This is a genomic window from Endozoicomonas acroporae (assembly GCF_002864045.1).
GTDB classification, from domain to species: domain Bacteria; phylum Pseudomonadota; class Gammaproteobacteria; order Pseudomonadales; family Endozoicomonadaceae; genus Endozoicomonas; species Endozoicomonas acroporae.
The window spans coordinates 1-23,967 of the sequence record NZ_PJPV01000103.1; the positions used below are offsets into that span (position 1 = coordinate 1).

The 23,967-nt window shown below is 47.5% G+C and carries 19 protein-coding genes; 11 read left to right on the plus strand and 8 right to left on the minus strand.

Features of this window, described 5'->3' with window-relative positions; all coding sequences use genetic code 11:
* Positions 1-110 precede the first annotated feature (110 nt).
* Together CX664_RS16930 and CX664_RS16935 are read right to left on the minus strand one after the other, a co-directional pair.
* Positions 111-836 carry a hypothetical protein gene (locus CX664_RS16930; RefSeq protein ID WP_101747888.1) on the minus strand — a complete coding sequence of 242 codons (726 nt, stop codon included), beginning with the start codon at positions 834-836 and terminating at the stop codon, positions 111-113.
* A 178-nt stretch (positions 837-1,014) separates the two neighbouring features.
* Positions 1,015-1,377: a hypothetical protein gene (locus CX664_RS16935; protein WP_101747889.1), complete on the minus strand. Its 363-nt coding sequence runs from the start codon at positions 1,375-1,377 to the stop codon at positions 1,015-1,017.
* 401 nt (positions 1,378-1,778) lie between these two features.
* Here CX664_RS16935 and CX664_RS16940 point away from each other — a divergent pair, with 401 nt between their 5' ends.
* The 4 genes from CX664_RS16940 to CX664_RS16955 all read left to right on the plus strand — a co-directional run bounded on the left by CX664_RS16940 (position 1,779) and on the right by CX664_RS16955 (position 9,352).
* Positions 1,779-4,433 carry a hypothetical protein gene (locus CX664_RS16940; RefSeq protein WP_101747890.1) on the plus strand — a complete coding sequence of 885 codons (2,655 nt, stop codon included), beginning with the start codon at positions 1,779-1,781 and terminating at the stop codon, positions 4,431-4,433.
* Between the two features lie 80 nt (positions 4,434-4,513).
* Positions 4,514-7,579 (plus strand): hypothetical protein, encoded by a 3,066-nt coding sequence (locus tag CX664_RS16945; RefSeq protein ID WP_101747891.1) that lies wholly within the window; start codon positions 4,514-4,516, stop codon positions 7,577-7,579.
* Positions 7,580-8,019: 440 nt separating this feature from the next.
* Positions 8,020-8,343, plus strand: a complete 324-nt coding sequence (locus CX664_RS16950) for a hypothetical protein (protein ID WP_101747892.1) — start codon at positions 8,020-8,022, stop codon at positions 8,341-8,343.
* A gap of 427 nt (positions 8,344-8,770) precedes the next feature.
* Positions 8,771-9,352: a coiled-coil domain-containing protein gene (locus CX664_RS16955; RefSeq protein ID WP_146000082.1), complete on the plus strand. Its 582-nt coding sequence runs from the start codon at positions 8,771-8,773 to the stop codon at positions 9,350-9,352.
* 330 nt (positions 9,353-9,682) lie between these two features.
* On the opposite strand, the gene CX664_RS16960 is transcribed toward CX664_RS16955, so the two are convergent.
* The 3 genes from CX664_RS16960 to CX664_RS16970 form a co-directional block, all read right to left on the minus strand.
* Positions 9,683-10,048: a hypothetical protein gene (locus tag CX664_RS16960; protein WP_101747894.1), complete on the minus strand. Its 366-nt coding sequence runs from the start codon at positions 10,046-10,048 to the stop codon at positions 9,683-9,685.
* A gap of 206 nt (positions 10,049-10,254) precedes the next feature.
* Positions 10,255-10,752 (minus strand): hypothetical protein, encoded by a 498-nt coding sequence (locus CX664_RS16965; RefSeq protein WP_101747895.1) that lies wholly within the window; start codon positions 10,750-10,752, stop codon positions 10,255-10,257.
* Between the two features lie 37 nt (positions 10,753-10,789).
* Positions 10,790-12,628: a hypothetical protein gene (locus CX664_RS16970; RefSeq protein ID WP_101747896.1), complete on the minus strand. Its 1,839-nt coding sequence runs from the start codon at positions 12,626-12,628 to the stop codon at positions 10,790-10,792.
* A 307-nt stretch (positions 12,629-12,935) separates the two neighbouring features.
* Between CX664_RS16970 and CX664_RS16975 the strand changes: the two genes are divergently transcribed.
* Positions 12,936-13,448: a hypothetical protein gene (locus CX664_RS16975; RefSeq protein ID WP_101747897.1), complete on the plus strand. Its 513-nt coding sequence runs from the start codon at positions 12,936-12,938 to the stop codon at positions 13,446-13,448.
* Positions 13,449-13,571: 123 nt separating this feature from the next.
* Positions 13,572-13,709 (plus strand): YgjV family protein, encoded by a 138-nt coding sequence (locus CX664_RS16980; protein WP_241693509.1) that lies wholly within the window; start codon positions 13,572-13,574, stop codon positions 13,707-13,709.
* 116 nt (positions 13,710-13,825) lie between these two features.
* Here the strand turns inward: CX664_RS16980 and CX664_RS16985 are convergent, their stop codons facing one another.
* The 3 genes from CX664_RS16985 to CX664_RS16995 all read right to left on the minus strand — a co-directional run bounded on the left by CX664_RS16985 (position 13,826) and on the right by CX664_RS16995 (position 18,498).
* Positions 13,826-16,018, minus strand: coding sequence for a TonB-dependent hemoglobin/transferrin/lactoferrin family receptor (locus CX664_RS16985; protein WP_146000083.1), 2,193 nt, complete (start codon positions 16,016-16,018; stop codon positions 13,826-13,828).
* A 247-nt stretch (positions 16,019-16,265) separates the two neighbouring features.
* Positions 16,266-17,915, minus strand: a complete 1,650-nt coding sequence (locus CX664_RS16990; protein ID WP_101747899.1) for a hypothetical protein — start codon at positions 17,913-17,915, stop codon at positions 16,266-16,268.
* Positions 17,916-18,207: 292 nt separating this feature from the next.
* Positions 18,208-18,498 carry a hypothetical protein gene (locus CX664_RS16995; protein ID WP_163371741.1) on the minus strand — a complete coding sequence of 97 codons (291 nt, stop codon included), beginning with the start codon at positions 18,496-18,498 and terminating at the stop codon, positions 18,208-18,210.
* A gap of 75 nt (positions 18,499-18,573) precedes the next feature.
* Between CX664_RS16995 and CX664_RS17000 the strand changes: the two genes are divergently transcribed.
* From CX664_RS17000 to CX664_RS17020, 5 genes are all read left to right on the plus strand, one after another.
* Positions 18,574-18,876 carry a hypothetical protein gene (locus CX664_RS17000; protein WP_101747900.1) on the plus strand — a complete coding sequence of 101 codons (303 nt, stop codon included), beginning with the start codon at positions 18,574-18,576 and terminating at the stop codon, positions 18,874-18,876.
* Between the two features lie 93 nt (positions 18,877-18,969).
* Complete coding sequence (gene hsdR / locus CX664_RS17005; protein ID WP_101747901.1) at positions 18,970-21,384, plus strand: EcoAI/FtnUII family type I restriction enzme subunit R; 2,415 nt, start codon at positions 18,970-18,972, stop codon at positions 21,382-21,384.
* A 137-nt stretch (positions 21,385-21,521) separates the two neighbouring features.
* The gene (locus CX664_RS17010; protein ID WP_101747902.1) at positions 21,522-22,988 is read left to right on the plus strand and encodes an N-6 DNA methylase; all 1,467 of its coding nucleotides are present in this window, start codon (positions 21,522-21,524) and stop codon (positions 22,986-22,988) included.
* Position 22,989: 1 nt separating this feature from the next.
* Complete coding sequence (locus CX664_RS17015) at positions 22,990-23,349, plus strand: virulence RhuM family protein (protein WP_219622216.1); 360 nt, start codon at positions 22,990-22,992, stop codon at positions 23,347-23,349.
* Between the two features lie 253 nt (positions 23,350-23,602).
* The coding region (locus CX664_RS17020) for a GIY-YIG nuclease family protein (protein ID WP_146000085.1) at positions 23,603-23,967 on the plus strand (365 nt) is incomplete at its 3' end.

Sequence of the window (23,967 nt, forward strand, 5' to 3'; positions counted from 1 at the left end):
AATCTCAGTCGATAAAGGTGCAGGTGGCTTTTGAACCATTTTGGCTAAATATTAATAAAAAAACAGTGGTTAAGAGGATGGTATAAAAATCAGAAAATTCCAGATTTATGTTAGGGGTGCTGAATAGTTACCCCCAGACAACGGAAGTCAGGTACCGGAATACCGTGTTCCTGCATGTGTTTCAGGAACATGCCTTTGCCACCGTACCTCGCCCGGTAGCCTGGCTCAGGCTGGCTGTGCCTGCCCACGACACTTTCCGCCCGATCGGCAGAAGCATTATCGGTATTGTTGGTATCAGGCTGTGCAGAAACACTGTATTGGCTCTCAGTACCTGCCGAGCTGCTTTCAGGGCTGTTCTGAACAGCGGGCTGCACAAATGCACCCTCATTTTCCGGGTTATGGGAATTGGTTACCAAAGGCTCTGGCTGTGATTTTATCGGGACAATATTCGGTGGTTGAATTCGGTGGTTGAGTAAAAACCGGTCTTCTTTGGGCGCAGGGGCAACCGGTTCAGGGGATGAAAACCGGACTGTTTCCTGAGTAGTGGGCGGTGTCTTGGTGTCATCCTGAGCTGCTGGCCCGGGTGTTGCCGTCTGAACCTGCAAGTTGCCCGGTGGTCCATAAGTCACCGTCCTGCTGGTAACTTTTTTAAGAGCCGTTGTCAGCCCGGAATCAGGATAGGTGTTGATGTAATTCCGGTCTGCGGCGACTGAGATGGTTCTGGAGTTGCCGGAAAAGCAGAAGACAGCGAACAGGGCTTTATGCAATCCTGAAGTTTTGTAGTTGTACTGAATATTTTCCAGCCAACTTAGCTGGACGGAGGTAGACGGGATCATATTAAAATCCTTTTTATTAATTTGTTTTTTGATTTGACCAGTCAGACCAGAATTAGTTCAATTGTACCGACCTCCCGGAATGTCTACCCAAGAGTCAGCAGGAGGCTGTCGGACTTAAGACTGTCCGGGGGATCGAGTCCAAAAGCATTTCCACGCTCGATCAGTCGGCAATGGTTATCTACACCATGTTTTCTAACTTCAAAAGCAACTGATACTGGGAAAAATTCACAAAAAAATCCTGTTGATGTTGAGTCGCGGTATTGTCTTGCTGACTTAAAAAGTGGGGCAGGTAGTTGTCTAATACATTTTCAAATAACCCAACTTCTCGACCACTCAGTGATTTATAGGCATTTACAGCAGCAACGGCAGGAATATCCGCCTTGTTATGCTTGAAATGCAAAATGGCATTGAGAATATCTTTTCCTGCGTCTGAAACTTTAAACCTTGAAAGGATACCTTTCTGATTGACTGCTATCGCTGTTGCCTGATCGGCACAGTGACCAGAACCTGCAAAGCTACCCGTTTCTGCTAAACGATTCATCAGATTTACACCCGTTGATGTTTTTCGTCAGGATAGCTTTTCAGTTCACCATTATCGATTTAATTCCCAACAAGAGCGAAAACACTCTTTGCTTTATCGTTGCACTTTTTGAAGGGTGTTTAAGTTGTTAACCAAATCAGGGAACTTAATTGTGTACGTTCAATCGAAGCCCTGAGAAAGAACAGTAGATCGAATCGAAATTGCTTACCAGGAGCCTGTCGGACTTAAGCGTCCGTAACGAGGATTGCGAGAAATTGAGGATAAAAATTTCTGCTCCTGAGGAGAATAGCGGGGCTATTTGACGAAGAAGCAGGAATTTTTAGACCAATTTATCGCAACCGCAGTAGGACAGTCTTAAGTCCGACAGGCTCCTAGCATCAGCTGACTAAGTCGGAGTCTGTATGAATCCTGCGGAATTATTTACTTGTTCAAACCAAAATCCTGACCAGATTGTTGACGATGTCATCACATCCCAAGGCTCCTTCAATGGCAGTTCCATAAGCAATGCTGACATCGCCTCAAGACAATTAATCCCGCCAGATAATATAGTGGCTCAACAGGCCTCCAGCCTCAATCAATACGACAGTATCTCAAGTACCTTCGGCATTCCTTACCTTTCCGGTCTGTTATTAACAGCGGGAAGGACGGCCATATCAGAACATGTTGACCCGGTTGACCGCAGCCGTGCCAGATCGAAAATCGAGCAATTACTGCAAACTATCCAGGGCACCATCAATGGAACCCTGATCCATGGCTCAAGAGCGCCGATTGCCGATACCCCGGTTTGGTTAACACCCGAGGTAATGACCGGCGGTTTTACCACCGGGCAGCTGGCGGCCGGAGGGCCACTGAGAGGCTATGAAATAGAGCTGGCCAATCAGTTAGGAATATCAGTAACCAACGACCAAGCCAATGATCTTGAAAACATCAGGTCATCACTTAACCGCATCTGGTTTACTGAACCGCATTCTACCCGCCTCTGCACCATGCTGCTAAGCGGAAAATATCGTGTGAACACCCCTGAAGAAGCGGTTATGTTGATTCTGATGACGTTTCAATGGTTCGGACACGATGACAGAGCTGAACAGCTGATTAACACAATCTCCCCATTTATGGGAAAAGTCAGGTTTTTCCCTGAACCTGCCGAACAGCCACTGCAACTGAACGGTAACGTGGCCATGAAAAGCGTGAAAGATGTACTGACTCAACTGGACAACCGGTTTGGCCCTGCCCCTGAGCACAAAACCACTACCCGACAGCGATTAGATAAAAATGCACTGGTATTTGATCAGTGGCTGCCACTGAAGGATCGGCTTCTGGCACTGATCCGGGATACAGTAGAAGGGGATTTGCCTTATTACAACACTGCTGGGGAGCTATGTGGCGGCATGCCTCTGGCCACAGTCACACCAGAGTGGTTAGATAAAGCCCAACAGTACCAGGTAGATAGAGAGCAGATAACAACGCAACACCCCGAATTGATGTACCGCACTACCCGCAAACGTGGGAGTGAGCGGATTCTGCAACGTTCATTGGAAATATTACTGGCGTACCCGCCTGAACGCAGGTGCTCCTCCGATACCGAAGGTTTTCAAAAAATACAGTCAACGTTGAGAAAAACCCTGGCAGATATCCATCGCAAGCAGGGGTTGCCTGAAAGTGAACGGTATCAGAAAGCTCTGAACGAACGCCAAAGCTGGCTTGAACAATACAGACAGTCATACCGTACAGGCCAGTTACTGATCAGGCAGCTGCAGTCGTTAAAAGACTGTGTTCAGGTAACTCCGGACGACCTGACAATGGACGTAGCAGGAATGCCCGAACCGGTTAAGAAATTACTGGCAGCACTTCAGCCAAGACCGCTGAGTGAACTGCTTGAACAGCGAGATATCACCTCTGCTGAAGTACTGGCCAGCAAATACCTGGAGATCGTACCCGTGGTCAGAAGTGACAGCATACTTGACCCCGAACTGGCCACCTTGTTCGCACATGTTGCACTGGCCTTCAACAAACGACGCTCTCTGCTTCTGCTGAACTTGGAACATCAGGTCAGGATGGATGAACTGCCCTGGGTAAAACATTTACAGGCAATCACTCCCATAGACCAGGGCAAAAGAGTAAAGAACGCAGAAAACCTTATCGCTGATATGGTTTCTCAAGTCTTTACCTATTTTCCCCAGACCATTTTGCCCAATAGATTTATCAAATCATTTGGTCAATTGATCAAGGAGCTACCAGAATCCTCTATGGGGCAACTTCCACTGACCGAGGAGATTGCAACCGATATATTCCAGCACCGATTTTCTGAAAAATTCCTTGAGGCCGCCAAAGAGGCTGCCAGCCTGATGCAGGGAACACTTTATGAAAAATATTACGGGCTTGATTACAGAGGCATAGCCAAACTTGAAAAAAACGAAGATTTTTATGATCTATGCCTGCATAAAAGTGATGCCCGCACGCACACCTGGACTGATAGAAATAATTATGTCCGTAAACTCGTCTGGCCCTCCGAAAATGGGAAAGTCGTTGAGTGGCAACAGGTGATCACCACACATAATCTGGCCACATTGACCAATGCTTTAAACCTGTCAGAGCAATTGAGAGGTAAGGATGGGCAGCAATTGAGCCACAAGGTTGCCGACTGGATTGTGCAAAAATGTATCCGCTATAACCCGGCCAATCCTGATAAGATAAGGTTGCAGGAACATAAAAATATTGCCTATGCTTTTCGTCAGATGATATTTTTTCTCTCTTTTCAACCCGGTCATGTTCATTTATCCGTACTGGAAAAATTAAAAGTCATTCCTCAAAAGCTGGACTGTAAAATAAGGGCTTTCAACATCGAAACACCCGAGCCAACCGGGATTGGTGATAACGACGATATTGAAATGATGGCAGCGGGTGAACATGATCACGAACTTTTGAAAAATCAACAGCTGCTAGACAGACTGAACAAAAAGAAAGAACAGGTAGACACTATGATTCATTCTCTGGAGATGGTTTTAACTGACCAAAAGACACAAGAGCCCTTTAAACCATTTGTGGCCTGGTTGTAATAATTATTTAACTATGTCATTTCAGTTAACTTTTAACCAATAAACTTCATAACTCTAACCAACAGAATAAGGAAGTAAACATGTACTCCATTAATTCCCCAGCGACTAAACGTCCCATTGATTCTTTTTCTGACGACGAGTCCGCTGGCTCACCTGCCAGCAGAAATGGCAGCAATATCCGCAGCATACCGCCAACCCATGAGCCGATGGATCAGTTGGAGCAAGGGCAGTCTGATCAGAGACTCTCCCTGAATGATTACTCTGTCAATAATTGTGAGGTTGTCAATACCCTGCAAAGAGAGCTAACCCCGACAGCAAAAGCCCCTTCTTATGATTACCCTGAAGGCTGCGGGGCCGCTTCGTTCAAGCGATTCAATCCAGGTGTGAATGGCGCAAGATTGCAACTGGAGATAGGCCTTGCCAGGGATCATATCCAGTCCTTTATGGACCAGCACTATCCCGGAAAATTTGCCCTGACCATTCCCGATGACAATGCCATGAAAGTGAGCGCTGAATTTGTTGCCCCTTTTGGCTGGTGGGAAGGCGCTTGCTACAAGGTTGAATTCGATTTCAGCAATACTGATAAGCACAATGAAGGGCCATCGGTCAAAGTCCTATTGGCTCCGCCGGTTGCTCATCTGTTTAATGGAGAGTTGTGCCTTGCCCAGATCATTCCGCACTCTGCCTGTCCGGATTATTGGAAAGGACACGATGCTGCAAAATACAGCAGCTATAATTTTGACCGGGTGCAACAAATGATGAATGTGATGAATTTTCTTATTATGGACACCGACTTCTGGGAAGAAGGAACAGGTTACGCACTGCACTATCCAGATCCCAAAACCCTTCATCTACCCAGGATTTATTTCAATCAGTTTCATCGGGACAAGGTAAAAATGTTTTCAGGGTCCGAAGGGCTTGAACGTCTGAAGCGTCATATTGCAAAGGAGATCGCGTCCGTCAACCAACGGGCCAAAGGTAGCAACAGTTCACTGTCATTCGATGTTGACCCGGAAATGATCTACCAGAAAAATTTTGACCGTCCGGAATTTTCCCTCATCAAGCCCACAGCGTACGACTTTCCAGCAGCAGGCTCCTATGGCGAAATATTTGAACGGGTAATGATCTACTCCCCCAAGGATGTGTCAGGCTGCATATCGGTGGAACCCATAGTTATCGAACCCAGTGGCCAATGGGAAGATCAGTTGTCAGTAAAAAATCAGGTGATGATGAGGCTCGAACGCAATGGAAAAACGTTGATCACTCCACACAAAGCAGACTACTTTTACCCGATACAGCTTGATCCACAAGGAAGGGTCGGCGAAATTCATATTACCCCTAAAAACCGATTCTTCATCACCTATCGTGATGGTGAAGGCAAATTACTATCGTATCCTCCCGGATATAATTATTCTGGTACTGAATTGAGAATTGGATCAAAAAAAGTAAAAGTTGAACCGTTCCAAGCCTTCACCTTAAGTGAGTTAAAAGAAGTATTGAGCATGAAGCTTCGTTATATAACAAGTGACTCACATGAGTTAACCGATGTGTATTATGGTCAAAAAAAGATTGAAAACGATGATGATTTGAACGAAGCAATTACCCGTTTAAAACAAGACATCAAAAATAAAAATCGTAACAGGAAACACACAAAAAGACTGGGGGTTATTTTTATTAAAGAACCATCTAAAGAATGGGAATGGTATAATTGCAGGGAGTGGAAAGCATCATTAAAACCGACGAAAACCATGGCTAAAGCCAGTAATCTGGCATCACAGTACGAACTAACCATTTCCCCGGAGACACCTGAAACCGCCCAGCGTTATCGGGATGGCATGCAGTGGGGAATTAAAGCCAATGCCTGGCTACCGGTTATGGACAAGGAGATGCAAGTTTATGAAAAAATCACGGTTATTAAACAGCTGATTGACTTTGCCCACAAAACATTGAGCCTGCCTTACAATAGGGCCGCTCTCACCGCCTGTGATGCCAATAACATCATCATGAAGTCCATGACCATGACCATGGTCGATGCACTGAAAAATGGCGAGGACTGGCTCCCATCTCAATGCTTCCTGGATTTAATGGTGAATGCTATCAATACGCACCACGAAATCGGTGAGTTATATGCCGATAGAAAGTATCGAAACCTGAGGTTAATGGTACATGCATTTTCAGGAACACTGGCTAAGAATAACCTGAAAGACTTTGCATTTTTAATCAACTATCTGGTGTCTGCCTGGAACCAGCTGGACGGTATCAGTAGCCAGGAACGCGATGCATTAAAGCCAAGGCTAATCATTAATGCTTTTATAGAATACCTGGTCAGGGTAATGGAGCGTGAATCCAAAGATCCTGAGAAATATGCAGCACAAGGTTTGGATAATGAAGCGGAACTCACGCTGGACAAGATCATTAACGCCTCAAAGACTGGCTTCAGTGTGGTTGCCCATCAGCTGACCCTGCTTGTTTTTTTATTATGCCGTCAGGACTCTTTAAGCAAGCTGGCAGAGCCTGAGCGGGAACAGTTACAATCACGAATCAAAGAGATCCAACGATTTATTTCCACCAGCCAGAAAGACCAGTATGCTCAGCTGATGCAACGACTGCTTCCTGATAAAAACAAATGGATAAAGCCTGTTGACTTTACCTCCAAAGAACATCAGCAAACCATCATTGAGACAGTGCTGGAAAAATTTCATCAAAGAACCCGACAGCCAGAACCATCACAAGCCAGTGAGGATTCAGAACTGCCAATGGAAGTGGACAACAACAGAACGATACCGGGTAAGGCATTCGCTGTTCTGGATGACAAAGAGTATGAACGTCTGGATACGCAATTGAGCGAGCAACTGGCGAGATTTAAATTGCGTAAAAATGTCGAGGTAGAAGAAGAAGGGTTCATAAAGTATGAGCATAATTGCCATAACTGCGGTGGTCCTTATAAGACCAATAAACGTCTTTATCAAACGACAAACGAGGTTAAAATGAAACGGGAAAGAAATGGTTTTGTCTACCGTTCTGGAATGCCTGTCCATAAAGAATGCAAAGAGGCAAGGCAGGAAGCCACACGAAATGCCTTTTCTCTAATCATGGCCATGGAAGCAAATTACCCTTATGTGCCCAATGAAAGTACAAAAGATTAACGATCTCTCTTAGGGTGGACATTAAGCTTACCCCTCCATTTTCAATGGCTTTTGAATGGAACCACGAAGGACACAAAGAGCACGAAGGAAAAGAAAATCTCCTCTTTGTGCTCTTCGTGTCCTTCGTGGTTCCATCTTTAACTTCCCGAAGAGGGGAGTAGACGCTTAATGTCTACCCTAAGAGCGATCTCTAGAAAAGTACAAAAGATTGTTCGTACCCAGTGATGCTGGACATTAGTAGTTAACCAAATTATTAAAACTGTCTAATAACTTATCAGAGATAAAACATATTAACCAAATAAAAAAAACGTATTTAGCGACCGATAAAACCGGTACTACCTTATAAATTTTAAATGGGCAGTTTTTTCCATACCCATGAACGTGAGCTATTGAATTATGCAAAATAAACCAGCAATCTTAACAGGGAGAAAGGTCAAAAGATGAACCCTTCAGATTTACCCGAAAAAGTAAATCGATTAAACCAGGTGTTTGCGAAACAGGCAAACCCTGAGGATGCTGAAACAAAGGAACTGCTGAACAGTCTCTCGGATGTTATTACCAAAACGGTTGCGCACATGAGTGACAATAAAAAGCAATCATTTTCTTTTACTCAGAGTGAAAAAGATATGCTTTGTAACTCAATATTGAGCGCTATCCAGAAGACATCAGCAAGGGACCATGCAGAGGTATTTAAACATCTGGCTCCTGAAATAGTTAATAGCATTGAACAGATAATGACGATGCTACCTGCTCCGGAAACTTGAGTATCTTCTACACGTCATAAACGTTTACTTACTTTATTGTCAAGATCACCCCTCTTCATTTGATTATAAAGTGTGGCAATGCCTGATACCTGCGTATCTGCCACACACTGCTTACTTCGTTGTTGTCAGGTTAACAGCTTCCTGATTATTCAGGTTTAATTGAGCATCATGTCCGATTTAATCCAAACCACCATTCCACTATAAACCACTCTTTTTATTTCTCTCATCAATAAAACCGATGACACTCTGAAGCTCTGCTATGCTGATCATGCAGTCAGTGCATAGCTTTAGAGCAGCCATCGCCTGAATCCCGGGTTGATAAATAGCACTTTTTTTTCCCATAATTTCTAATATGGGTGCTGCATGGCTGTCTAACTACAAAATGGTTTAACACAAGGCTTTGTAACAACAAAAGACAGGTAGCTGTATGTCGCTAGAAACAAGAGTTGAGATGCTGGAGAAGCAACACCAGTCCCTCTACAACACAATTCATGGACTGGTAAAAGCGATGGCGGATATCAAACACATCGCATTGAAAAACCAGCATGAGATCATTGGCGTCAAGGTCAATATGTCCGGTATTCAGGCAGAGGTTACCAGCGTTAAAGAGGATGTCTCCGAACTGGCCCAGGCCACGCTGTCCGGTTTTGAACGCACCAGTGAGTTAATGACGAATACCCACAAAATTCTGGATGATATCAGTGAGCATCTGGACACCATTAATGGTCGGCTGGATGAAACCAACAAACTGGTTGATGGAACTCATGAGCGTGTTGATGAAACCTATGAGCGATTAAACGAGACCAATGAACGCCTCGGTGAAAACAGCGAACGCCTTGATGAAGCCAATGAACGGCTGGATGAAAACAATGAGCGTCTCAGCAGTACCAATGAGTGGCTTGGTGGCATCAATCAGCGTCTTGAAGGCGTGGAGAGTCAGGTAAAAGAGGTTCGAAAAGATATTCTCACCCTTGGTCAGATGATCAAGCACCGTCTACCAGAAAAGTGATTCTCTTTTGAAACCCCTCCTTGTAAAAACGTCTGGCAGGTTTGGTAAGGCCTGCCTAGGAGGCTGTCCGAGAATAGCGCCCGTAGCGAGGATTGCGAGAAATTGAGGATAAAAATTTCTGATTCTGAGGAGAATAGCGGGGCTATTTGACGAAGAAGCAGGAATTTTTAGACCAATTTATCGCAACCGCAGTAGGGCAGTCTATTCTCGGACAGCCTCCTAGTTCAACCATGAGTGCAGCCAGTCAATAATAAATACTTTTCCTGAAAATAATGATCGTAATTCATGATCAATCATCGCCTCTGTTAGCTGCTGCCAATAACCATCAGATTATACCGGTAGCTCCCTGACTTCAGGTTGATTGACTGGCAAGGACACTGCACGGTTTCTTAATAACGCCTGATGCAACTTCAAAATATCCCGGTACTCAGCGTCTGACTGACCAGAGAGAGCACTGATAAACGGACTGGTGACCACTTTGGACAGCACACCCACGGGACTCCGATGCAAACAGTAATAAGCCACTTTACCCCAGAGCGTTTTCGGTGCAGCATCAATGGATCGACTGAAATTCAACCGAAACCGGTTTAATGGATGGACGGAAATTTTCTGGTCATGGGCGTAAGTGTCCAGTTCAAGAAAACAGACTGATCCGGATTCAGGTACAGGTCTACTAATATCCTGCTCATAGGCCATCAACTTCAGCAAACTGCTGAGGTATGGACTCTACTTCCTCAGAAGTATTGATCGGCGTTAATGAAAAATCATTGTGCTGGAACTGAGTTCTCAGACTCAAAGAAGACCTTGATTCAATCATACCGATAACATCTCAATTTATTTTTAAAGATAAGAGTAGCGATCAAAGAAAGCAAAATGAAATCAAAAGAGGGCTCTGCTTCTTATCAGAACCTTGGAGTCCTGATTTTAGCCACTACGGACTCAAGATAGTTGACCATGTCCGGGAACAGGGATTCACAAATGGCTTGATGTTCCTCTGTTTCTGTCTTTTGCAGAACCGTCTTCATCATACTGTGCAGTTCAGCCTTCTCCTGCTCACTGAACGAATAGTGATGATCCGGTTCGTGGTGAAGAAAATCCACCATTTCTGTCAGTCCATAACTGAGCGCCTCAAGGACAATCTCCCGGTCAATCTCTCCCGACTCAAGCAATCCTGTTAACAGTTGCTTCACCTGACTGATCTCTTCATCAATATCGCAGGGATCATTTTTGCCGGGTATGGGTTCTGCTTCTCGGTTCAGGTAATTGTCTTTAATAAACTGCTTAAGCTCTCTTTCTTTAACGGTGTCGGTTTCTGATACGGCAAGATCATCCTCGGTAAGACCAGGGCTTTCCCGGAACAGTGAAAAATACTTTTCCTGAACATAATCATCGTAATCCATGATCAATCATCGCCTCTGCTAACAGCTGCCATTAAGATTATACCGGTAGTCCCCTGGCTTCAGGTTTATTGACAGGCAGGGACACTGAACGATCTTTTAATAACGCCTGATGCAACTTTAAAACATCGCGATATTCAGCGTCTGACTGACCAGAGAGAGCACTGAGAAATGGGCTGGTGACCACTTGAGACAGCACGCCCTGCGGATCCCGGTGCAAACAGTAATAAGCCACTTTACCCCAGAGCGTTTTCGGCGCAGCATCAATGGATCGGCTTAAATTCAACCGAAACCGGTTCAATGGATGGACAGAAATTTGATGATCATCAGCGTAAGTGTCAAGACCTTTGGCTGATTCGGACTCAGTTGCCAGTTCCCGTATATCCTGTTCATAGGCCATCAGCTGCTCTTCTGAACCATCCGTGGCTTTTGATCTTCCGGAAAGATAAGACATTCCACTCAAAATCGTGATCATCAGCTCATTAATGACATTGGCTATCACAATACTCTGAATTTTCCCCGGTTTAACGCCATCGGCAAACAGATGATCGGTCATCACCTGAACCCCCAGGGCTGCACTCCTGAATATGGCTAACCGAAAGAGGACAAAAAACAACCATGTCTTGGCCGGAGACACACCTTTGTCAATCATCCTGGACTGCACGCCAGCCCCCAGACCAAGAACAACCGTCTGTGCTAAAAGCAGGTCGGTAAACAGCTTGCGGGGGTTACTTTTTTCAGTACTGCCGGTAACAATGTACTCTCCCCCGGCAATGGTGGCCCCGAGGGTGAGCATCGAAAGCACCTGACTGCCAAAAACTTCCATCACCCACATTTTCGCACTTAAGCAGCGTTTCTCAGCGGGATTTTCAATAAATTGGCTACTGACTCCCAGGGCATTCTTAGTGGTCTGAAAACCGAAGAAACTGGCCAGGCTGAGCGTGATACCGGCATATTTGTACCTTTCCAAGACCGGGTTATCCGACGGTGTTCCAATAACACTGGTACTGGGAAACCCCCTGGCTGTTTGTATTGCCGCCGCGGCTTCATCCCCTCCCAGAATCAGTCCGGAGCCGATACAGGTAGTGATAAAGACATGCAAAAATGTTCGCAGGTCAAGCTCCGGATTTTTTGAGGCATGGCTCAGAGCCCCCCCCAAACTTCTGAACAACATGCGGTAGGCTTCCGGCGGGCTGTTCCAATGGTCAAAGTCGTGTTCAAACAGTGCCGCTGGAATAGCGGCTCCGTTGGCAAAAACAGCATTGTGTGTACCATATCGACCACCATCATGACTGGCACGTTCCAGATGGGTCACTGCTGGAATAATAAAGTCGTTTACCTGCAGTGTTGAATCAACCACCTGATAGTTGCCAGCCGGTGAACCGGTGGATTCTGATGTCGCCAGTTGATAATCCATAACCCGCCGCTGCCCGAAATCAAGCAGACAGTGAATGCTTCCCGCCCCATCTTCCCCCTCACCACTTATCCAGAAACCATTCGCCACACTTTGATAAACATCACATGACGTATTTTTTACATTAATCATGATGTTTTCATCATTTCTACAGATAAAGCAACCCGGTTTTGGCTTATTTAAAAAACAGGTGATCATTAATTTATCGGAGGTGTTATTTTGGTCTTTTGATTGAATAATAAAGCTGACCGGACCTTCTTTTAATTTTTCTGCCATGCTTTCAATCTTGCTTCCCGGCCTTCCTTTCATTTCCATTCCGCGCAGGGTATCTTTCTGTCTGAGTTCAACTGCGATTTGATGGGGCAGTTTATCAGCAAACTGCTGAAAGACATGCTCTACACCATTTAACTGTTCAATTGGAGTTAATGAAACAGCATTGTCTGGTAACTGAGTTTTAAGGCTCAAAGGAAACCCTGATTCTATCATACCGATAACATCTCAATTTATTTTTAAGACAGGAATAGCGACCAAAGATCCCAGAAGCCAAAATTCCACAGTGTGAAAATAGCTATAACAAACAAAAGCTCAAGTTTTTATATATATAAAACGTGACTTCTGACTTATAACTGACAATGACAATTTTGTGCCCTTCAGAATCAGGCGGTAGTACTATCGAATTCTGTACGACCATATCCTGTAAATTCTGGTTATTTCACAAGTAGCCGATAACACGGTAGCCAAATACCTTTATCGGATTCAGGATGAACACATCATGGACAAGGACAGCCCCGGCAACGGCTCTACCCGACAAAACGATCAGGCAATGTCCGGGATAAAGAAGCGAAGCATCATCTCTCAGCAGGAGGTAAAGCGGACTTTACTGTCCAGTGCAGATTTCACCCGTCCGAAAGTAAAGCCTCTGGCAGAGAGGCTGGTCAGCCAGAAACCCGCCAATCTGACAGAAGCATTGCAGCCACTGAAACAGGGTGTCGATTACGCCTCCGACCTTATTCACCGGCTGCAAGATACCCACCCTTCTGCGCAAGATGACAGGCGACAACACGCAAACCGCATCACAGACACCATTCACCTGCTGGAAGGTTTGCAAAAAGCCCTTAAGAAAGAGACAAAAGATCTGTTCAACGCACATAGCCAGACAGAGACAGGACAGCAGAACGGGACTTCTGACAGCCATGCCCTCTATCTGGAGTCATCAACGTTACTGAATACGTTGCAGTCGTATATTAGAACGTTAGAAAAGATGAAGTCGACGTCTGTTGAATAGGCTTCGGTGACAATGGCACCGTTGTCAGCAAAGCCCAGGTAAGAGTGGACATCGGCAAAGCTCTCTTCCGTCATGGCCGGTACGATGCGATCACTGATCCTTTTGAACTCCTGCTGCTGGCTGGTGCACAACCTGTTGACCGGGTCTATCGGTGGTAGTCTGATTGAGGCAACGTTTGTGGTTACTAATAGCATTACCATTTATAAGCTTTATAAGGCATGTGTTGTATCAGTAGCGGTAATTCAGGAAGTTAAGCCGTAATAGGGTGCTCGGCTTTCCTCGTTCCGACGGGGAACCGGGGTTGTTGCAAAAGACAGAGCAAAAGCTGTTTTTCGCAACAACCCGGGGACTGTGTGAACGAGGTCAGGATGGAACGATTAAATATCCCACTGCACGCTGACAGAGAAGTTACGGCCGGGCTGGGTGTAGCGGTTAAGTTCAGGATCTCCAAAACTACGACCACGGACATCTTCCAGTAACCAGTACTTTTTATCAGTGATGTTAAACAAGCCCGCTCTTAACGTAACATCCTCCACAGGACTGTAATAAGCCGTTAGATCTACAAGCCCGTAACCTGCTGGATTAAACTGGGTTTTGCCTGTTGGCGCTTCGGAGTCACTGACATCAGAGTCACTTTTATCTTTAACCAACGTCCAGGCAAGCTCACCACCGTAGTTTCCGGAAAGGTCATCATAGCCAAGACCGATCACAGCAGTTATGGGCGCAACACTGTTCAGCTTTTCATCATTTTCTTTATCTTCACCATCAGCATACGCAAGAGACCCTCGTAAGGTTGTTCCCATAGGGGCACCGATTGTTTCGTCAAGCCACAATTGCCCCCTGAGTTCAACACCTTGAATTTCCGCTTTACCAATATTCTGTGCTTGAGTGATTCCTCCGGTGTATGTTGGGTCACTCATATCAGTGAATGTATCAATGAAGTTTGAGTAGCGATTATAAAAAGCTACAACTTCAAAACTACCTCTATGATCATCACCTCTTAAACCAAACTCAACAGACTGGCTCTCCTCCGGCTTCAGATCCGGGTTTGAGATGGTTTTATAGGGTTTACCATCAAAGCCTATACCCTTATGGGTATAGTACATATCGTATAAATCGGGCGCTTTAAACCCTTGGCTATACTGACCGAAAACGGAAAGCTCATCGTTCAAGTCATAAACAGCACCAAGTCGGCTAGTCAGTTTATTCTCTGTACTTTTTTCCAGCTCATCTCCTGCTGGAAAATACTTATAACTGTCAAATCGTACCCCGGGGGTTAAAACCAACCGGTCAGTTAAAGTAATTTCATCCTGAACAAAAAGGCCATATGTCAGCTTATCAACACTTGGAATGTACGTTTTGTCAGCAGGATCTTTCCCGGTCTCGTAACTGATATTTCTGTTTTCTGTTTTCACATCATTGATATCAAAACCATAAACAAAGCTATGTTCGGTATTACCTAACTGAATCTGTTTATCAAACTGAGTCGCCAGCTGAATGCTTTTTTCTCCATAGAAGTAAACATTCTTACGGTCATTGTATCTACTTGTGGCCGGGATCCAGGTCGTCTGGTCCATCTTTGAATCTTGCCAGTCCAGCTGGGTTCTCAGACTATCAAAAGCCGTGAGACCTGCCTCCCATTCATGAAAGGCACCAATACGCTTACGGCTGGCAATATCTTCGCCTGTTGTACCACCTGGCAGCAGTTTTTCTCCTGACTTCAGCTTAACCTTAGTCTTAGCGTCCAGGTATTCACCAGTCAGACCAACTCGATGATCATCGTTCACCTGATACTGTAATTTACCCAGAAAGTTATTGCTGCCGGTATCCAGAGGATCAGCAGCGCCTCTTGCATTACCTTCAATATCTGCACCACTATGAGTTTCCAGTTCTTCAACATCTCTTCGGGTGTAGATCAGCATACTTTCAAGATCACCTGTACGATTTGCCAGGGTGAACGTTTCTGCAAAGCCATGATCTGCACTGGTGTAAGTGCCTTTTACCGAAGCAGCAGTATCATCACCATCAGACTTCAGGTAATCAGAGGGGTCTTTTGTCTGATAAGCAACAATACCCCCAATAGCATCACTTCCATAAAGGCTTGATGCAGGGCCTTTAACAACTTCCACAGCTTTAATGGCATCAATATCAATAAAGTTTCTTTGTGAACGCTGGTAAGTAAAACCAGAGTCAAACTGCTGCGGCTGGTCTATGCCATCCACCATGATTTTAACCCGGTTGCCTTCCATACCCCGGATATTAAAACCTTCAGACCCGGTACGACCATCGGAACCAACACTGACGCCCGGCTCGTAACGAACCAAGTCTCTGATATCGGTAGCCATCTGCTTTTCCAGCTGCTCTTCATCCATAACTACGATCGTTCCAGCAATATCTTTCAACTGCTTCTCAGAACGTGCAGCGGTTACCGTTACCTGATTCATCAGGGTCGGCTGATATTTTTTATCGGTGCTTTCTGTTGCCGTTTCAGCCAAAACATGCGAGGTTTGCGCAAGAGAAACGGTGGCCGCCATCACAGCCAGCGCCAGCGTATTTTTTGAAAATTTCATGAATTTCAATCTGTACCAGTGTGGGCTTTGACAGCCACCAGTTGCCTTTTGACAGTCGCCAATGACCGCCTGCTTCTTCCGGTTCTCATGCTGAAAAAAATACGCAATGAGAATAAACAACGGTGGGATAATAATTATAAAAAATATCAAATGCAAATCATTATCATTAACTTTAATATGGGTACAGACCACCCCGGTTGCATTCCCACGCAGAGTTAGGCTATATGGGTGTTAACGCTTTCCTGCACTAGTCTCCGTGAACATCATGACACCATTGATACTGATAGGGCGATGTCGGGAATTTTACGAAATCATCAACAATCATCTGATGGGTAACCTCGCTCAGGCTCTTCCTCTCATCTTTAAGGCGCTGCTTGATTCGCTCCCAGCGATCAGGGGTCAGTGAGCCAATGATGTCACCGGTTATGTTATCTACTAACTGATACCGGTCTTCATAAATATGGAGGCGGACCCTTTCATTGCCCCGGTTAACCACCAGATTGTTACGGTCAGTTTGTTGCCAGTCATTTCTTTGCAGGGTTTGCTGCTGGGCTTTGGTCAGTGTTTGTTTCCCTAGCAGTGCCAGCACCAGCTGGAAATCTTCCTCTGCCATGTCCAAAATCGCATCTTCATCAATGGTGACTTCAGGGTGATCCTGTTTCAGTTTTGCCACCAGTGCCCGGCGCTCCTGATCCTGGGGTGAGGGGGTTGTGCTGCTCAGGCGCTTGCCTTTTCTGATGGTCTGTTGCATTTCAGCAAGCTGCCCGGGATACAAATGGCTTGAGTCACGCAGGCGATCGTAACGGGAAATTGCTGCGAAACTTTCAGCGATTCTTTCCACTTTTGCCGTGATGATGATGATGTTTTGTCGTGTCTTTTGCTGATCCGCAGCACTGATATCGGGCATTTTCAAAATGCATTGCAGGCTTGCCAGTTGTTCTCTCAGTTCGTCAAAGTAACCGTACAGATGGTCGTCGTCGCCCCCCTGTAACTGATTGGGCAATACCGAATTGTTGGCGTTGATCAAATCCCGCACAAAGTTGGCGCGATCATTGACTTCTTTTGCGGTTTTTGCCTTGTGCAGTTGTTGCAAGAGGTTATTGCACTCGTCGTGATAGTCCTTGATCAAAAAGAGTTCTATCTCGTCGAGATGGACACCTATCTGATTTTGCAGCTGATCAAACGTCTGTGGGCTTGTTGAAGCTTCCTTGCACAGAGCACTACGCACTGCTGCTTGCCACTGCACAAACTGCTTTATCAATTCCATTCCGTAACGTTGCTGATAGACGCTTTTAATGGCGTTTATTTGGTCATTGATTTGTTTCTGCCTTGCTTCCAACTGAGCAACTGTACTGGAGCCCTTATCGACTTTAGTCAGCTGGTCAGCCACTTGCTCTAATTCTATAGCCCGCTTTTTAACCTCGTCGAGCAGGAAGATTCTCCCTGATGGCAGTTCTGCTGCTCTGCTGCCACCTACTGCACCCGCCACAGGCAAGGAATGCTCAGGTCTGGCAGATGGAGGACTCAATACAGAGCCTGGCGCAGACGCATCCCTAAGCCTTAGAACGGGAGGCCGGAGTATGAGGGTCCGGTTCCTCGGTGGCTCTATCGTGATAGTTCTACTGCCAGAACCTCCCCCGCGCTGGTGGAAGTGGAAAAGGGTGGCACTCACTGGTGCGGGGACGAAGTGATCCCAATTGGTGAATGCGGACAGGTCACATTGATGCTGGTGGGTTTTGGTCTGGCAATAGCCGGAGCCGGGAACGTCAGCCAGGCAGCATTGCCTGAAGAAGGCGGTCACTTCTTTTCGAATCTCCGCCAGGCGGGCCGAAGGGGCAGTAGAATCTGAAACGCCAACGCTGAATTTGGTAACCAAAGGTGGATTCATATCCAGCATGCAGATACTTCCCTTATTAAATGTTGAGATACAAGCCCATACGCCGGTTCAGTTCCTGTTTATGGCTTGAGATGAATATTCTCTATTAGATACCCGGTTGGAAAAATAGTTCCTGAGTACGAGCCCGGATATTTCATAAACTGCCCCGAATCTCGCGCACGACCACATGGATGTGGGAGATAGGGCGACGCAGGATGCCAAAGCCGAGGACTTTGTCGCTCAAGCTGGGCTAACGGGTTCAGGTTGATAGCATCCTTGAAGTGCTCAGGATCAAACTTTGCATATTTCATGGTCAGCTTGATATCCGTTGTCCTAGAGAACGATGATATTTCCCTTGTTCATCATAAAATGACTGGCACAGGTGTGTCTGAGTACATGGCTGTTTTGTCCTTCTGGCAAGCTTATTCCTGGGAGTTTGACTGCCTTGGCAAATCCCCTGCGCGTACACTGAGCCTTGCTGTTCAAGGTGCTGTTTTGCAGCTTCATAGAGATCTTCATCGAGGGGAATGCTGCGAATTCGCTTGCCTTTGGTTTTGGTTAAATCAATCTGCTGGTTTTTGAAATGCAAACGTCCAACTTTCACTCTATAACTCACTATTTTTCAGCCATATCCTGACTCCCAAGCCATTCCAAAAAATGTCTTACAGGAGTCAGGGATATGACCACCAGCAACACCCCTTTCAAAAAAAGCAAAACCTGTCCGGTTACTGCGGCTGACCAAAAGCCTGCTGTCAGCCAAAGCAGAGACACCAGCACACCTCCACCAATGCCTGAGCCGCATAAAATCCTGCCATATCCGGTCTGGAATGATGCCGGAAAAATCGAGACCAGGGAGCAGGTCATCGGCTTTGAATGGATCAGTACGCTCAAAGGCAAAACCCGCAGACCCTACTTCTACCTGAGAAAGCACCGTAGAGCCGCTTGGCCTGCTGTTGCCCGACTGGTGGAAGGCGAAGGTTGATGCCGAGCGACCACTGTGGATCCCCTCTGTTTATCCCTTCCCCAATTATGCGACAATGCCCCACAACCCAACGCCGTGACCGGATGCACCGCCATGCCCATCGACAAATCCAGGCTTACTGAGTCCGATATCATTTCCAAGTTTATCCTCCCGGCGATCAAAGACGCAGGCTGGGATGATATGACCCAGATCCGTCAGGAAGTGAAACTGCGGGATGGCAAGGTAGTGGTGCGTGGTCAGGCGGCTGCCCGCAAAAAAGTGAAGTCGGCGGATATTGTTCTCTATCACAAGCCCGGTTTGCCGCTGGCGGTGGTGGAAGCCAAGGCCAATCAACATGAGATCGGCAAGGGGATGCAACAGGCGCTGGATTATGCCCGTCTGCTGGATGTGCCGTTTGCCTTTGCATCCAATGGCGACGGTTTTATCTTCCATGACAAAACCAATCCGGCAACCCTGGAAACCGAAATCCGGCTGGAAGACTTCCCATCACCGGAACAGCTCTGGCAAAAGCTCTGCCTCTGGAAAGGCTATACCGAACAACAGCTGTCCATTATCACCCAGGATTACTACGACGATGGCAGCGGCAAGTCGCCCCGTTACTATCAGCTACAGGCCATCAACAAAACCGTAGAAGCAATCTCAGCAGGTCAGGATCGGGTACTCCTGGTAATGGCAACGGGCACCGGCAAAACCTACACCGCCTTCCAGATTATCTGGCGACTGTGGAAAGCCAAGAGCAAGAAGCGCATTCTGTTCCTGGCAGATCGCAATGTGCTGGTGGACCAGACCCGCATCAACGACTTCCAGCCCTTCGGCACGGCCATGACCAAAATCACCGGTCGCAAGGTAGACCCGGCTTACGAAATCCACCTGGCGCTGTACCAGGCACTCACGGGTCCGGAAGAGCACCAGAAAGCCTACAAACAGGTAGACCCGGACTTCTTTGACCTGATCGTGATCGACGAATGCCACCGGGGCAGCGCCGCCGAAGACAGTGCCTGGCGGGAGATTCTCGAATACTTCAACAGCGCCACCCAGATTGGCCTCACAGCCACCCCCAAAGAGACTGACGAAGTCTCCAATACCGATTACTTTGGCGACCCGGTGTACACCTACTCCCTGAAAGAAGGCATTGAAGACGGCTTCCTGGCACCCTACAAAGTGGTCCGTGTCGATCTGGATGTTGACCTGCAAGGCTGGCGACCCACCAAGGGCCAGACGGACAAACACGGCGAAGTGATCGAAGACCGTATCTACAACCAGAAAGACTTTGACCGCACCCTGGTGATCGACGAGCGCACCCAGCTGGTGGCACAGACCATCATCAGCTACCTGAAACGCACCGACCCCATGGCCAAGACCATCGTCTTCTGTAACGATATTGACCATGCCGAACGGATGCGCCGGGCACTGATCAACCTGAACCCGGAACAGATGGCCAAAAACGACAAGTATGTGATGAAGATTACCGGCGATGACGACCTGGGCAAGGCGCAGCTGGATAACTTCATCAACCCCAAAAAGCCCTACCCGGTAATCGCCACCACATCGGAACTGATGACCACCGGCGTCGATGCCAAAACCTGCAAACTGGTGGTGCTGGACCAGTCCATCCAATCCATGACCAAGTTCAAACAGATCATTGGCCGTGGTACCCGGATTGATGACCGCTACAACAAGCTGTGGTTCACCATTCTGGATTTCAAAAAGGCGACAGAGCTGTTTGCCGATGAGCGTTTTGACGGCATCCCGGAAAAAGTCATTAATACCAGCAGCCAGACCATTAACAGTGATGACGATGAACTGGATAGCATCCTCAACAACCCTGCCGATGAGGAGTCCGATCATTCAGTAAATGAAGAGCCAGGCTCGTACAATGTCAGCAGCACGGACTCTTCATCAACCGATATAGACACCTCAGGCTTTGATGACGAGAACAAGGTCCGCAAATTCCATGTCAACGGCGTCACCGTAAAAGCCATCGCCGAACGGGTGCAGTACTACGACACTGATGGCAAACTGGTCACCGAGTCGTTCAAAGACTACACCCGCAAAACCATGGCCAGACAGTTCACCTCGCTGGATGAATTTATCAAAAAGTGGCAGTCTGCCGGGCGCAAACAGGCCATTATTGATGAACTGGAAAACGAAGGTATCCTCTGGGAGGTGCTGGCCGAAGAAGTCGGCAAAGACCTCGACCCCTTCGATCTGATCTGCCATGTGGTCTACGACCAGCCACCACTGACCCGCAAAGAGCGGGCGGAGAACGTGAAGAAGCGCAACTACTTCACCAAATACTCCGACACGGCACAGATCGTTCTTAATACCCTGCTGGATAAATACGCCGATGCCGGTGTGCAGGAGATCGAGAACAAGAATGTTTTGAAGGTAGCGCCCTTCACTGCCATTGGCCGCCCTATCGAGATCGTCAAAAAAGGCTTTGGCAAACCGGCGGATTACGAACAGGCCATCAGCGAGCTGGAAGCGGAAATTTACCGTTCAGCCTGATTTTTTTGGAACCACAAAGGCACAAAGACACAAAGTTTTTTGGTTGTTCTCAGAGAGCGTGAAGAATAAAACAATCCATCTCCTCCTTTGTGCCTCCGTGTCTTTGTGGTTCAAACAGCTTTTAAAAGAGAACCCCCATGTCCATCAGTTCCGTGATCAAATCCATCCAGGACATCATGCGCAAAGACGCCGGTGTCGATGGTGATGCCCAGCGCCTTGGCCAGATGTCCTGGCTGCTGTTCCTGAAAATCTTCGATGCCCAGGAAGAAGAACTGGAATTCGAGTTGGACGACTACCGCTCACCCATTCCCGAAGAATACCTCTGGCGCAACTGGGCGGCAGACAAGCAGGGCATAACCGGTGATGAGCTGCTGGGCTTTATCAACAACGACCTGTTCCCGGACCTGAAAAACCTGATCGCCCCTGTGGATAAAAACCCCCGGGGCTTTGTGGTGAAGGAAGCCTTCAGCGATGCCTTCAACTACATGAAAAACGGCACCCTGCTCCGTCAGGTAATCAACAAGCTGAACGAGGTGGATTTTACCGACTCCAAAGAACGACACCTGTTCGGCGATATCTACGAGCAGATTCTGCGGGACCTGCAAAGCGCCGGTAATGCCGGTGAGTTTTATACGCCCAGAGCCGTCACCCGCTTTATGGTCAATCGCATCAACCCGCAGCTGGGCGAAAGCATTATGGACCCGGCTTGTGGCACCGGCGGCTTTCTTGCCTGCTCAGTGGATCATCTGAAAGACCAGGTGAAAACCGCTGCCGATCATCAAACCCTGCAACAGCAGATCCATGGCGTAGAGAAAAAGCAGCTACCGCACCTGCTCTGCACCACCAATATGCTGCTCCACGGCATCGAGGTGCCGGTACAGATCAAACACGGCAACACCCTGAATAAGCCGCTTTCCAGTTGGGATGATCAGGTAGATGTGATCGTCACCAATCCACCATTTGGCGGCACCGAAGAAGATGGCATTGAGAAAAACTTCCCGGCGGAAATGCAGACCCGGGAAACCGCCGACCTGTTCTTGCAGTTGATCATTGAGGTTTTAAAAGACGGTGGCCGTGCGGCAGTGGTTCTGCCCGATGGCACCCTGTTTGGCGAGGGCGTCAAAACCAAAATCAAAAAACTGCTGACGGAAGCCTGCAACCTGCACACCATCGTGCGCCTGCCCAACGGCGTGTTTAATCCGTACACCGGCATCAAAACCAATATCCTGTTCTTTACCAAAGGCCAGCCAACGAAGGAGATCTGGTTCTACGAACACCCTTACCCGGCAGGCGTAAAGAACTACAGCAAAACCCGCCCAATGAAGTTTGAAGAATTTCAACAAGAGATGGACTGGTGGGGCAATGAGGCGGACGGTTTTGCCGCACGGGTAGAAAATGAGCAAGCCTGGAAGGTCAGTATCGACGAGGTGACCGCTCGTAATTTCAACCTGGATATCAAAAACCCCCATGTCGGCGAAACCATCAGCCACGATCCGGACGAACTGCTGGCCAGCTACCGGCAACAGCAGCAGGAGCTGGAAGGGCTGCTTGGACAGTTGCAAACTATCCTTGGCGAAGCACTGACCAACCGGAGCGGGAGATAACGTGGCCGACACCGACCTTAACATTGCCATTTATGAAGCCAGCCAGGGGAATATTCAGGTACTGCTGGACCAGGAAACCATCTGGCTGTCCCAGCGGCAGCTCCAGTGGGCCACCAGCACCCTGAAAGAGCACCTGACCCGTGGTTACACCATTAACCAGCAGCGGTTCGAGCAGAATGCCCAGGAGCTTGAAGCGGCCCCTAAGCTGGTGCGCAAAGCAGCAGCCTCCCCACAATTGCAGGCGGACACCGGTCGTGGGCTGGTGGAAATTATCAGCCGCTATACCCAGACCTTTCTCTGGCTGTCAGGAACAGGGCCCTTCATTAACTTCCCGATGACACTCAATCTCCGTTCACCCTGAGCGCCCTTCGACTCCGCTCAGGATGCACGGACGAAGGGTGTGCCGCAACCGCACATCATTTCAATGAGTTTGACGTGTACAATCTCCGTTCACCCTGAGCGGAGTCGAAGGGTGTTTGGTACGATCTATCATGGGGCTGGAGTCTATGCCCTTCTACTGACAGGCTCAAAACCCAGAGTTAATAGAGTGTGGTATCCTTGCCAGCCTTTAACCAACAACCGAGGATTCCTCAGGAGTTCAACGGGAACCATTCATGTCTTTCTTTGTATACATCCTGCAATGCGCAGATGGCAGTTATTACACAGGACACACAGACAACCTGGAACAGCGACTGGCCCAGCATCAGTTGCGGTATTTTCCAGACTGTTATACAGCCAATCGCCTACCCGTTGAATTAAAGTATCAACAAGCCTTCCCTTGCCGTGAGGAAGCTCTGGCGGCCGAACAGAAAATCAAGGGCTGGAGCAGGAAAAAGAAAGAGGCCATAATGCGAGGAGATTGGTCACTTGTGTCCCATCTTGCCCGTTCTCATTCAGCGCCTTCCGTACAGCAAAACTCCGTGCATCCTGAGCAGCAAACCCCCGTTCATCCTGAGCCTGTCGAAGGATGTGGACTCCG